The sequence below is a fragment of the Pseudomonas sp. L13 genome (genome assembly GCF_009935965.1).
Lineage (GTDB): Bacteria > Pseudomonadota > Gammaproteobacteria > Pseudomonadales > Pseudomonadaceae > Aquipseudomonas > Aquipseudomonas lactis.
In genome coordinates, this window is the sequence record NZ_QODJ01000102.1 from 1 (window position 1) to 11,796 (window position 11,796).

Sequence of the window (11,796 nt, forward strand, 5' to 3'; positions counted from 1 at the left end):
TTGAAAACGCTGACACCAAAGAGTGACCGAGCGCAGAGAAAACCCAACCAGGCGGGCTATTTCAACCCGCGTACAACTTGAGCGGCCAACAGGATCACCCGGGCGCGCCGACCGTCACGTTGACTGATGGTGGCAGACCTTATGCGGCGGCTTAGTTCGACGTGTTCTTCGGGGCTCAGGACAATATCTTGGGCGCTCATCTGTTCGCCTCCAAGGATGTGATAACCAAGAAAGCGTAGTCAATTTTCGGAGAATTTATTTCAGAGACAGCACACTAGCCCCAACTGGCGCAGCGGAATTTCACCGTCATGCAGGACTAGTCCACCAGCTTTCAAATTTACGGAGGCCAGATCAAGGTGCGCTTTGTAGGCATCGACCACGGGAACCCCAAGGAGCTTGGCGACTTCCTGAGATTTCAATGCGGCAGCATCGAAATTTTTTAGCGTCTCCTCCCGCTTCGCATCTAATGACGATCGCGCAGTTCTAGAGGCATCTGCCAGCAGTTCATTCAGGCTCTGTACTGCGGTCAGCTTCGACAAGGCAGTGCCCGTAGCCCATGAAAGCTGCCTTTCACTGAATGTGCCGATCAAGCCGACGCTGACTTTGTTCCGGTCGGCTTGCTTGAAAGGAACTCCCTCCGGTTGTCGGTCGCATACGACAACCCATTGAGGTTCGAGATCTTTGCCAACAGTGAAACGCACGGTGAGCACGTTTTCGAGATGGTCATCTGGCTCATCGTTGATCTGAAACGCGTCGCTGTCCCAGCCTCGGAGGTAATGCCCATACTTAGCGAGCGAGCAAAAGTCGTCTACAAGCTCGCCGATCGTTGCTTCGATAGTGATCGGATTTGCAATGTTGCCGCTATAGAAGTCGGAGTCGCTGAGCGTGAGATTCCACTGGGGGAAGAACGTATACCGAATGGCCTCCAGTATGGTCGATTTAGACGAGTCTCCCTTGCCAATCAGACAGAATATATGAGCCTTTGGAAGGCACCATTCCAGCTTGCTGACTCCCCGGAAGTTCTTGATTTCCAGCTTCCTAATTTTCACCAGATCGTATCTCCTTCACATTCGCGCTCCCGGAAGGAGCAGCTTTGAAGCGTGGATGTACCGCAGCCTCGTTGATGCCCCCTAGGTATTTCCAAAACCTGAGCCATCGTCGCTCGCGGCCATTACGGCACGGAGGCATAATGCTGGCCACCCAAGATAAGCACGAAACTGTTCAAGGAGCCATATGGGCAGCATTAAGGAAGCATTTGAAGATGCAGACGTACTGGGAAGGCTAGCCAATAGGATTACGACCAAGGCCTCAAAACGCGCTCTGACCAGAGTGCTACTCGTGGCTAGCGTGGGTATCGTTATTTTAGGCAGCTACCTCGGATACCTCACCTACCTGTTAGATAAATATCAGGAAAGTTCGAATCAACATAACGCTACGTATAGCTTTTTGGTTGCCGAAAACCAAGACAAGCGAACGCTTGATTACCTTGAGCTCTGCATCGACGCCTCAAATAATAATTATGCGAATCGCAATTATTACTGTGGTACAGCATTGGAACTTTATAAACTCACGTTTAAAGAGCTGCCTAGCGACACAGATGAGAACGTGGTAAAGGCGGCGTTTGGCGCCATGAAAGTCGACGTCGCAGCAAGAATTCGTTTTATGGCTTTGCAACGTACGATGGGTCAAAGCTCAGAAATTGATGGCTTACTAGGTTTCCTGCTGAGCATCACAGGAATTACGATCGCCGTGATCCTAGCCAGCCTTGGCATGCTCGCTACCATAGTGTGGACTTGGCGAATTTCTCGAGCACAGCTTATCACTCAGCAAAACACCAACCCGCCCCCGACGCCAACGTAAGAACCAGCGCGCTCTGCAAGAGAGTGACTATCGACGACTCGAGCTTCGACGCGGGTGCGACAAGAATTACTCAGAGATTCGTATGGCTCCGGCTGAATATCGCTGCTTCAACATTCGGTCGATTTCGGCTACGTATTTCTCAGGAGCCTTGCCGCAAGTCTCATTTCGAAGCTTGTGCACGGCGAGCACCGTTTCCGCGCGGATTTTTTGATTGCTGGTCAACTGGATCACCATTTCCAAGTTGGCAGGATTAAGGAATTCGTCGATCAGCTTCGTCTGGGACTGTATCTCTCTCTCGATGACTGTCAGCTCAGTCAGTCGGTTGAAAACAGCCTCTGCCTGTTCTACCTGTGCATTGGTCAAACGAATTTTTGAGGGAATGGCCTCAAGTTGCCGGCGAAAATCGAGCAGACGCTCCTGATACCGCTGTTGACCCAACTGTAGCCATAAGCCCATACCTTTGAGTTTTCCGAAGGAATGAGGGTACCAGTGACGTTCCTCATAGGTCTTACCCTTCTCATCGATCCCTTTCTTGATGATCTGGTAGCTCCATAGCACCTCGAGGTGGCTACTCTTCCACCGAGTTTTGAGAATGACACCCACACGCTCAGGAAGGATTTGCAGGATTTGGTCAATCCTATCCACCAGCCCGCGATGTCTGATGTTCGCCGCTCTAACCCTTTCAACGAATGCATCCCGCTGGAGGAGCAATGTCTCCACCTTATGGCGCCGAATGTTTCGATGTTCGGTCGCGGACAGTTGCTTCAACGCGCCTTTGACCTCTGCGTCATGAAGGCCCAAGTGATTGTGGGCGCAGCAATGACCTATCAATACGTTAGAGCCATCTTTGAGCTCGACGACAAAGCCATGCTGATGCATCTTCGAACAGCGCGTACCTTTTTTTTGGTATTGGCAACTGGCTTCTGGCTGAATCAAGCGATAGGGGCGCAGTGGGTGGCTGTACTGATCCTTGGTCAAGGTTATGTCAGCGGAGATATTGAATATGGAGAGGAGATCGATAAGCGATCTGATTTCGATGATGTCATGAGTAGGAGCCATTCAGTCCTCTTGAGCGCACACCAGGGAGAGAGCTGTATATTAACCCAGTAATTGCATATTGGAATCACAGAAAAAAAGAAGGTGCTGTTACCATACCTGCTGCACTACGCTGCCCCGGAAGCAGATACTGATGTGAGTGGGTGTAGGGGAAGTTGGCACTGACGTATTCTCGACCACGGCTCGCTTTTTATCCCGCTCCTTTTTTCTAGCCGCTCGCTCGGGCTCATCTCAATTTCTTTCTATGGATGGTTGATGAAGTGCTGTTCGTAGGTGCGGATCAGCCCTGCTTCGTTACAACCCAGACTTGCTCGAAAACATGATCTGAGCCTTGGCAACGATCTCGTACTTTTGAGTTTGAAGGTTTCTCTCCGAGATCAGCAGTAGCGCCTCGGGTGTGAATCGACCACTGCTTCAAATCTCAAATCGCTGCGTGGGCTCTTTCCACTCCGAGTGATGCTTAGCCACTTCGCGAATCACCGGAATCCGCTCGAGCCATTTGGCGAACGCCGTATCGTCAACATTGCCCATGGGTTTATTCGCCAATCGTGTTCGCTCGCCTCTACGTCACAGCGTTCCGTGCAAGTATTAAGCTTTAGTGATCATGGCCACCTTACTCCGCTGCGCCGCCTCTATCCGCTTTCTGTTCGTCAGGCAAGCATTTTACCTCGGGCTTCCTTCAGATTCGCAGTCACCCATGTGCCAGCGGTGTACTTAAATGTTTACTTAAAAAACCGTGGCGGAGATGGATTCCAGTGGAATTCAGAAAACGAGAAAAGCGGCTAAAGGCCGCTATTTCCGTGGTTTCCAGGCGTTCAGTGGGGCTTTGTGGAAGCAAATATGGCGCAGCGGACGAGACTCGAACACAACCAAGCCTCTCAAATGGTAAAGCTATTAAGATCCAAGATATTCGTGGGAGTAAATGTGGAAGTATTTTTCGGGCATGAAAAAGCCCAACCTTTTCAGATTGGGCTAAGTCATTGAATAATATGGTCGGGACGGAGTGATTCGAACACTCGACCCCTAGCACCCCATACATGGGGTAGCTGGATATTCCAAGTTTGTCCGCCAGCCGTGCCTGCCGAACGAATAAAAAACCCGGCACGAGGCCGGGTGGTTACCCGCCATCCCCAAGACGCAGCCCCCAAATGAGAGGGATGGAGAGCTGACAAGAGAGGGTGGGAGCGAGATATTGCCAAAGGGTGTCTTCCTGCGCAATAGAAGCCTCCTGCCGAACACCTCCGCCGCACCTCAGGCAACTCGTGAAGTCCACGCATTTAGGGCAGCCCGAGCTAGATGGACCCAAGCAAGCAGCGACATCCGTTATCACAGCACGAAGACAGCACCTCAGCTTGAACCCAGCGCACTGCAAACGATCTGTGCGGTCCCTTCGAAATTTTCCATATTGAGCATATCGATTGGCGCGCGACCTTTTAATCGCTCATGAGGCTTACAAAGGGCGCCATAAAGCCTCCATGCATCGACATCCGGAAACCGCGCTAACGCAGCAAGTACCAACTTGTGCCGCAGTGGATCAAGCTGCCAATCGGGAATGCGCTGACCGCGATTCCCCAAGCTCAGGGATAGCAGGCGCCGAGCCTTGATATCGCGGTTGATCTGATCTCGGGATTTGCCTGCCAGTTTGGCGAAGACAAGCAGCGGCAAATTATTCGAAGCTTCATAGGTGGCTAGCATCTCGGCGCGCTGACGTTGTATCTCAGATACTTGGGGTTCGCGCAGCTGTTCAGTCTGCGCTGAAGCAGGTGGGACAGGTGAATACTGAGCCGCGTTAAGGACCGGTTCGTTGCTTACGGACTTTTTAGAGGCTGGAACCGTCGTCGCTGGGAAGCCACTGCTGTACAGAACGGCGTTTGCGTTCGCGCTTTCCAAAGAAGGTAACGAAGCTGCGCCCTCTAAACGAATAGTAAGCGGAGAGCTTGCCGCTTTCAGCTGGCCCTGCCCCCACAGACCCAGGCGGTTCGCCCAATCCTGCATCATGGTTCGACGCTGCTCCACGTATTCCGCGTGATTGTAGGCCGCACTCACCTTATCCGGATCAGCATGAGAAAGCTGAGCGTCCACCCACACCTTTGGATACCCGATCTCGTTCAGCGCCGTCGAGATCGTCGCCCTCATCCCGTGACCAGTGAGTTGATCGGCATACCCCATCCGACGTAACGCGCCATTCAGCGTGTTCTCACTGATACGCTTGCTCAGGTCGCTTCGATGCGCAAACAAATAGCGCTGCGCGGGAACAACCTGGTCCAGCAAGTGACGCACAATCTCCAGAGCCTGAACCGACAGCGGCACGATATAAGGCGGTACATTTTGGGTCTGCCTACCTGGCTTCCGCATCGCTAGCTGGAGTTGTTTCACCACTTCCGCCGGTATGACCCACAAGCGCTTCTCCAGATCGAACTGGTCGGGTGTTGCCAACCGTAATTCGCCCGTGCGGACACCGGTCAGCAGCAACAACCGAAGGCCAAGCCGAGTTTGGCTGGCGCCACCGTAGTTTCGAAGAGCAACCATCAATCCTGGGAGCTCGTCCATTCGGAGAAATGGATTGTGCGTAACCGGAGGTTTGGGGAGTGCAACCACATCAAGGTCTGAAGCTGGGTTGTGCTCCAGCCCCTCGATCTTCACCAGTGCATAACGGAACAATTGGTTGAACCAAGTCCGGCATTTTTCGGCGGTTGTTAAGGCCTTGCGCTGTTCGATCCTGCTCAATAAATCCAACAGATCGTGACGATTGATATCGTAGATGGACCGCCCGCCCAGGGTTGGCAGGACGTCTTTATTGAAGATTCGCAAGATCTGCGAGAGCGTGCTCTGGCGCCCTTCCTTCAGGCTTAGCCTGCGGAACTCCACCCACTGATTGAACACGGCCTCGAAGGTATGCTCTCTCGCAGAATGAACAGCAAGCCGCTGTTGTTTGCGATGCTCATAGGGGTTGATGCCCTGGGCAACCAAGGCCCGTGCTTCATCACGCCGGGTACGGGCTTCTTTAAGCCCAATTTGGGGGTAACTACCGAGCGACATGCGCTTCTGCTTGCCTGACCAGTAGTAACGGAAGAGCCAGACTTTTCCGCCCCTGGCCGTCACATTGAGAGTGAGACCATCACTGTCACCGAGGGTGTAGTCATTACCGGTAATTCGGGCATGCCGAACTGCCATTTCTGAGAGTGCCATCGCGAGCTCCTGAACAGAGTCAGGGCCAGATGCTCATCTCGCTACACAAACTGCTCCAGCATTAAACCGATTCAGTGCTTGTCAGAATCCTGGACTCAATTCTGGACTTAAACACACCGGATAGTGCTGGATTTCAGTGGTTCCCGCTGGAACGAAAAAAGGGCCTAAAGGCCCTGATTTCAATCACTTACAGAATTCAGTGGAACTCTGTAGCGCAATATTTGGAGCGGGAAACGAGACTCGAACTCGCGACCCCGACCTTGGCAAGGTCGTGCTCTACCAACTGAGCTATTCCCGCTTGGTGATGCGCATTCTATAGAATCCTCAGCACCCGTCAACCCCTTGATTCAAAAAAGTTTTATTTCTTTTCAACCGTGGTTCGCAGATGAGGCCAGGCGGCGCGCAGGTATTGGAGCATGGACCACAGCGTCAGGCCGGCGGCGATGAGCAGCAAGGCGTAGCCGGTGAGCACCCAGAATGTGAAGTCCGACGGGTTGGCCAGCAGGATGACCAGCGCGAGCATCTGCGCGGCGGTTTTCCATTTGCCCATGTTGGAGACGGCGACGTGGGCGCGGGCGCCGATTTCGGCCATCCATTCGCGCAGGGCCGAGACGACGATTTCGCGGCCGATGATCACGGCGGCCGGCAGGGTCAGCCACAGGTTGCCGTGTTCCTGTACCAGCAGGACCAGGGCAACGGCCACCATGAGTTTGTCGGCCACAGGGTCGAGGAACGCGCCAAACGGCGTGCTCTGTTCCAGGCGGCGTGCCAGGTAGCCGTCGAGCCAGTCGGTGGCGGCCGCGAAGGCGAATACCGAGCTGGAGGCGACGTAGCTCCATTCATACGGCAAATAAAACAACAGAATGAAAATCGGGATAAGCAGGACGCGTAGAACGGTAATCAGATTAGGGATATTCATCGGCACAACTGGCTACGAGGTGAGAAGGCATTCTATTCGCTGTGCAGGTTTGCATAAATCAGCTCAGCGAGCTTTTTACTGATACCGGGTGCTTTGGCTATCTCGTCAATGCTGGCACGGGACAGCTCCTGCAAGCCACCAAAATGTTTAAGCAAGTCGCGACGTCGCGTCGGGCCTACCCCCGCAACCCCTTCCAGGGTTGAGGTACGCCGGGTTTTGCCACGGCGGGCACGGTGGCCGGTAATGGCGAAACGGTGAGCTTCGTCGCGAATTTGTTGAATCAGGTGCAGCGCGGGTGAGTCGCCCTTCAAAGTGAACTCATGGGCGGCATCATTCAAGTACAACGTCTCGAAACCGGCCTTGCGCGTGGTGCCCTTGGCGACGCCGAGCAGGATCAGGTCGGGCACCGCCAGTTCGTTGAGCACGTCACGGGCCATGGACAACTGGCCCTTGCCGCCATCTACCAGCAGGATATCGGGCAACTTGCCCTCCCCGTCCTTCAGCTTGCTGAAACGCCGCGTGAGCGCCTGGTGCATCGCGGCGTAGTCATCGCCGGCGGTAACGCCTTCGATGTTGTAGCGCCGGTAATCGGCCTTGATCGGACCTTCCGGCCCGAATACCACACAGGACGCCACCGTGGCCTCACCGCTGGAGTGGCTGATGTCGTAGCATTCCAGGCGCTGAGGCGGCTCGTCCAGGTTGAGGACCTCGGCCAGGGCGTCGAAGCGTGCAGCGACGTGCTGTCGGTTCGCCAGCCGCGCGCCCAGGGCCTGTTCGGCGTTGGTCACGGCCAGTTGCTGCCAGCGAGCACGGGTGCCGCGTACGCGGTGGCTGATGTCCAGCTCGCGGCCGCGCAGCTCGTGAATCGCTTCGATCAAGGTGGGAAAGTCTTCATGCACCACGTTGACGATCAGCTCCGACGGTAGGTCGCGCTCAGGGCTGCTGACGTAATAGTGGCCAAGGAACGCGGCCATGACCTCTGCCACGTCTTCGTCGATACCGGTCTGCGGGAAGAAGTTCTTGCTCCCCAACACCCGCCCGCCACGCACGCTGATCAGGTGCACACAGGCGCCGCCCGGGTTGACGAACGCGGCGATCACGTCGACGTCACCGGTGCCGCCTTCCATGCTTTGCTGGTCCTGGACACGGCGTAGCAGGGAGATCTGGTCGCGCAGTTCGGCGGCCTTTTCGAAATCCAGGGTGCTGGCGGCCTGCTCCATGGCGCCGGACAGCTCATCGGTGAGCGCGTTGCTGCGCCCTTCGAGGAACATCACCGAATGGCGCACATCCTCGGCGTACTCCGCAGGTTCCACCAGGCCCACGCAGGGCGCCTTGCAGCGCTTGATCTGGTATTGCAGGCACGGCCGTGTGCGGTTCTTGTAGAAGCTGTCTTCGCACTGGCGCACAAAAAAGGTTTTTTGCAGCAGGCTCAGGCTTTCACGAATCGCCCCGGCGCTGGGGTAAGGCCCGAAGTACTTGCCCTTCTGCTTTTTTGCCCCGCGGTGAATGCTCAGGCGCGGAAAGTTGCCGTCCGATAAAAATACGTAAGGGTAGGATTTATCGTCACGCAGCAGGATGTTGTAGGGCGGCCGCCATTCCTTGATCAGCGTCTGCTCAAGCAGCAGCGCTTCGGTTTCATTGGCGGTGATGGTGGTTTCGACCTGGGCGATACGCGCTACCAGGGCGGCGGTTTTCGGCGCAAGGCCGGTCTTGCGAAAGTAGCTCGCCAGACGGTTCTTCAGGTTCTTGGCTTTGCCCACGTAAAGCAGGCGCGCCTCGCTGTCGAACATGCGGTACACGCCGGGGCGGCCACTGCAGGTGGAGAGAAAGGCACTGGGATCAAACGGTGTGGTCATGTCAGGCGCTGGCGTCCACCATGCCGTGTCGCACCGCGAGCAGGGTCAATTCAACATCACTGCTGATGGCAAGCTTCTCGAAGATACGATAACGGTAGGTATTGACGGTCTTGGGCGACAGGCACAGCTTGTCAGAGATGGTCTGCACCTTCTGGCAACCGACAATCATCAGGGCGATCTGGATTTCCCGCTCCGACAGCGCATCAAACGGCGAATCGCTGGTGGGCTGGAAAGACTTGATGGCCAGTTGCTGGGCAATCTGCGGGCTGATGTAACGCTGGCCGGCAAAAACCAGGCGAATGGCTTGCACCATCTCGGCCAGGCCTGCGCCCTTGGTGAGGTAGCCGGCGGCACCGGCTTGCAGCAAACGGGTTGGGAACGGGTCTTCCTCACACACCGTTACGACCACGACCTTGATGTCCGGATGGCTGCGCAATAGCTTGGTCGTGGCACCAAGACCGCCAATCCCAGGCATCTTGACGTCCATCAGCACCACATCGGGCTTCAACTCTCGGGCCTTGATCAGGGATTCCTCCCCCGACTCCGCCTGGCCGACTACTTGCAGGCCGTCGATGTCAGCCAGCATTCGTGTAATACCTGTACGAACGAGATCATGGTCATCGACTACTAGCACCCTAATCAAGCAGACACCTCGCGATATGGTCTTATAGGTTGCTGAACACCTTAGCAAAAAACCAAGGCGCAGACCTAGTTGCAAGTGTCATATATATAGAGATTCAACGCGCTGCGGCTGTTCACCGGGTGGCGAACAGCCCTGTTTCCTGGGCTAAAGGTCAGGATTCCTGGGGGTGCGGCTTGGCTTTTCCGTTCACCGCGGAGGAATGCTCGGCCAAGGTACTGGTCAAGCGACGGATTGCATCCTGGTCTTCCTTGAACATCGCTCGGTAATTGCCCAGCACTTTTTCTTCGATCTTGCTCAGGTTATCCAGCTGGATCGGCGTTGGACTGCCGGTCAACACGTACAGGATATCCACTCCTTTTTCGGCAACGCGTGACAAATAGTCGGCCTTGGGTGCACGACCACCGCTTTCATATTTGCCTTGGGCGTTCGCTTCAACGCCTCCAATTTCACCAAAAACTTTCTGCGACAGGCCAAGTCGCTCTCTTTCTTGCCTTAAGCGCGAACCGATTCCACTCATTTGGATGTATGATCCTAAATTGGCACACCCCAAGAGGTGTCACACCATTACTTCGTTAAACAAACTTGAACGGTTTTGAACTATGCCCGGAATCCGTACTGCTGCACAAGCCAAGGCCTGGCTGGAACATCAAGGAAAGTCAGTTCAAGCGTTCGCCCGGGAGCATGGCGTAGACCCGGCAACCACCTATCAAGTGCTCGCCGGGCGAAAAAAAGGACGACGTGGAGAAGCCCATAAAGTGGCGGTACTTCTGGGCATGAAAGAGGGTGTTATCGTGGATGAGCCTGAAGCTCACTCCCACGATGAACAAAGCACTAGCTGACAGCAGTATGCGCTTATTTGTAGGACGTGCCTGTTTTAGTCCGATGTGAGTGCGCGACACTCACGCTCCATCCGCCAGAAGCCATCCTCTTCACCGACAATGCTCAACCCCAGGCGCTGATACAGCCTTCTTGCCGGGTTGGTCTTGAACACCGTCAAACGTAAAAAGCCCAGGCCCTCGACGCGTGCCTTGAACGCCATTTGCTCCAGCACCCATGTGCCCGCGCCCTGCTTGCGGCAGCATTCCAGCAGGTGCAGCTCGCGGATATACAGGGCCTTGCCGTCTCGGCTCAGGCTGATAAAGCCCATGACGCCGTCATCGTTGCAGATCAGCCAGTTCTCGCGGCCCGCCCAGGCCACGTCGAAGCCGTCGTTGGACCACAACAAGCCGTTCTGACGGTAATAATGGCTCATGGCCTCATGGGTCAAGGTGCGGGCAAACGGCAGGTCTTGCTCAGTGGCCCGGCGCAAATGAAACCTCATTCAGAGCGCTACCACTTGGCCGGTCCACTGCCCGTTCTCGCGACAGGCGATCACCAGCGCGTCGCCGACACCGGGGGCGGCAACAAGCAAGTTGCCATCAGCGGTCCAAATTGCACTGCGGCCCGCACAAGCCCAGCCTCCGGACGGGCCACCGTGGTTAGCCATCAATACCAACAGGCCATGCTCGGCCGCATAGCCTTCAAGCAAAGCACTGTCTGCCGCGTAGCCACCCTCGCTGATCAGCACGCCGACGGCATACACCGTGGCGCCCGCTGCCGCCGCTTGACGTGGATGACTGGCCTGGGAAAAGTCCGCACATACCGCCAATGCTATGCGGTCATCTCCGAATGCCAAGACCTCGCCGCCCTGCCCCGCAGCAAATGCCAGCTCTTCGCCGGGGTGCAAGTGCTGCTTGGTGTAGACGCCTACCGAGCCGTCCGCCCCCAGCACCAGCGCGCCAATCAGCACGCCTGCTTTTGGCGCCAACCGCACCGGCATGCCCACCACGGCCATCAACCGCAGCTCCCGCGCCAGCTCACGCAACGGCGCCAACACGGCGTCTTGCGGGTCGATGGCCAAGTCGGCCGCCAGGAACGGCTCGTAGCCCGTCAGTGACAGTTCTGGAAACACCAAGCACTGCACGCCCTGTTCAGCCGCGGCCCGCATCAACGCCAGATGCCGCTGGATATTGGCAGCGACATCGCCCGGGATGGAAACGGTCTGCGCCGCAGCAAGGGTCAAGGCAGTCATGGTCGCGTCCTGGCAATCATTGTTTGAGAGCCGTCAGCATATCCACACTTGCCCCATAGCGGCATAGGTATCTACACAACTGAGTGGACTGTAGCAGCGGACGGTAACCACGATGCGAAGCGAGTCGCTCTTGATCTGCTTTTGATCTTAGGCGCCCCGTTAAACCACGCTGGCCGAACGCAGGCTTGAATTCGTGGGTAAC

11 protein-coding genes, 1 tRNA gene and 1 pseudogene are annotated in these 11,796 nt (G+C 55.8%); 2 read left to right on the forward strand and 11 right to left on the reverse strand.

The features are described 5' to 3' along the window. Together DK871_RS27480 and DK871_RS27485 are read right to left on the reverse strand one after the other, a co-directional pair. Window positions 1-200, reverse strand: a pseudogene (locus DK871_RS27480) (IS630 family transposase); the annotation flags it as partial. 60 nt (window positions 201-260) lie between these two features. After that, window positions 261-1,049 carry an ATP-dependent endonuclease gene (locus DK871_RS27485; protein ID WP_218581558.1) on the reverse strand — a complete coding sequence of 263 codons (789 nt, stop codon included), beginning with the start codon at window positions 1,047-1,049 and terminating at the stop codon, window positions 261-263. Between the two features lie 184 nt (window positions 1,050-1,233). Here DK871_RS27485 and DK871_RS27490 point away from each other — a divergent pair, with 184 nt between their 5' ends. Further along, a complete protein-coding gene (locus tag DK871_RS27490; protein ID WP_161907374.1) occupies window positions 1,234-1,860 on the forward strand; it encodes a hypothetical protein in 627 nt (208 codons plus the stop codon). 66 nt (window positions 1,861-1,926) lie between these two features. Here the strand turns inward: DK871_RS27490 and DK871_RS27495 are convergent, their stop codons facing one another. The 7 genes from DK871_RS27495 to DK871_RS27525 all read right to left on the reverse strand — a co-directional run bounded on the left by DK871_RS27495 (window position 1,927) and on the right by DK871_RS27525 (window position 10,040). Then, entirely contained in the window at window positions 1,927-2,919 is a 993-nt protein-coding gene (locus tag DK871_RS27495) for a hypothetical protein (protein ID WP_161907375.1), read from the reverse strand. Window positions 2,920-4,263: 1,344 nt separating this feature from the next. Continuing rightward, on the reverse strand, window positions 4,264-6,105 hold the full coding sequence (locus tag DK871_RS27500) for an integrase arm-type DNA-binding domain-containing protein (RefSeq protein WP_161907376.1): 1,842 nt from the start codon (window positions 6,103-6,105) through the stop codon (window positions 4,264-4,266). Window positions 6,106-6,327: 222 nt separating this feature from the next. Beyond that, window positions 6,328-6,403, reverse strand: a tRNA-Gly gene (locus tag DK871_RS27505). 60 nt (window positions 6,404-6,463) lie between these two features. Continuing rightward, complete coding sequence (pgsA, locus tag DK871_RS27510; protein WP_044273195.1) at window positions 6,464-7,024, reverse strand: CDP-diacylglycerol--glycerol-3-phosphate 3-phosphatidyltransferase; 561 nt, start codon at window positions 7,022-7,024, stop codon at window positions 6,464-6,466. A gap of 32 nt (window positions 7,025-7,056) precedes the next feature. Continuing rightward, window positions 7,057-8,880 carry an excinuclease ABC subunit UvrC gene (uvrC, locus tag DK871_RS27515; RefSeq protein WP_032892419.1) on the reverse strand — a complete coding sequence of 608 codons (1,824 nt, stop codon included), beginning with the start codon at window positions 8,878-8,880 and terminating at the stop codon, window positions 7,057-7,059. A gap of 1 nt (window position 8,881) precedes the next feature. Beyond that, window positions 8,882-9,523 carry a UvrY/SirA/GacA family response regulator transcription factor gene (gene uvrY / locus DK871_RS27520; RefSeq protein ID WP_003190387.1) on the reverse strand — a complete coding sequence of 214 codons (642 nt, stop codon included), beginning with the start codon at window positions 9,521-9,523 and terminating at the stop codon, window positions 8,882-8,884. Window positions 9,524-9,674: 151 nt separating this feature from the next. Continuing rightward, complete coding sequence (locus DK871_RS27525) at window positions 9,675-10,040, reverse strand: helix-turn-helix domain-containing protein (protein ID WP_056787600.1); 366 nt, start codon at window positions 10,038-10,040, stop codon at window positions 9,675-9,677. A gap of 82 nt (window positions 10,041-10,122) precedes the next feature. Here DK871_RS27525 and DK871_RS27530 point away from each other — a divergent pair, with 82 nt between their 5' ends. Beyond that, on the forward strand, window positions 10,123-10,362 hold the full coding sequence (locus DK871_RS27530) for a DNA-binding protein (RefSeq protein ID WP_161907377.1): 240 nt from the start codon (window positions 10,123-10,125) through the stop codon (window positions 10,360-10,362). A 35-nt stretch (window positions 10,363-10,397) separates the two neighbouring features. Here DK871_RS27530 and DK871_RS27535 read toward each other — a convergent pair whose 3' ends face one another. Further along, the gene (locus DK871_RS27535; RefSeq protein WP_161907378.1) at window positions 10,398-10,844 is read right to left on the reverse strand and encodes a GNAT family N-acetyltransferase; all 447 of its coding nucleotides are present in this window, start codon (window positions 10,842-10,844) and stop codon (window positions 10,398-10,400) included. Then, on the reverse strand, window positions 10,845-11,594 hold the full coding sequence (locus DK871_RS27540; RefSeq protein ID WP_161907379.1) for a carbon-nitrogen hydrolase family protein: 750 nt from the start codon (window positions 11,592-11,594) through the stop codon (window positions 10,845-10,847). Window positions 11,595-11,796 lie beyond the last annotated feature (202 nt).

What these genes read in the sequence shown, in the direction of transcription:
- DK871_RS27490 (WP_161907374.1), top strand. Translation starts at nt 1,234, where the DNA reads ATGGGCAGCATTAAGGAAGCATTTGAAGATGCAGACGTACTGGGAAGG.
- DK871_RS27525 (WP_056787600.1), bottom strand. Translation starts at nt 10,040, where the DNA reads ATGAGTGGAATCGGTTCGCGCTTAAGGCAAGAAAGAGAGCGACTTGGC.
- DK871_RS27540 (WP_161907379.1), bottom strand. Translation starts at nt 11,594, where the DNA reads ATGACTGCCTTGACCCTTGCTGCGGCGCAGACCGTTTCCATCCCGGGC.
- DK871_RS27535 (WP_161907378.1), bottom strand. Translation starts at nt 10,844, where the DNA reads ATGAGGTTTCATTTGCGCCGGGCCACTGAGCAAGACCTGCCGTTTGCC.
- pgsA (WP_044273195.1), bottom strand. Translation starts at nt 7,024, where the DNA reads ATGAATATCCCTAATCTGATTACCGTTCTACGCGTCCTGCTTATCCCG.
- uvrC (WP_032892419.1), bottom strand. Translation starts at nt 8,880, where the DNA reads ATGACCACACCGTTTGATCCCAGTGCCTTTCTCTCCACCTGCAGTGGC.
- DK871_RS27495 (WP_161907375.1), bottom strand. Translation starts at nt 2,919, where the DNA reads ATGGCTCCTACTCATGACATCATCGAAATCAGATCGCTTATCGATCTC.
- DK871_RS27530 (WP_161907377.1), top strand. Translation starts at nt 10,123, where the DNA reads ATGCCCGGAATCCGTACTGCTGCACAAGCCAAGGCCTGGCTGGAACAT.
- DK871_RS27500 (WP_161907376.1), bottom strand. Translation starts at nt 6,105, where the DNA reads ATGGCACTCTCAGAAATGGCAGTTCGGCATGCCCGAATTACCGGTAAT.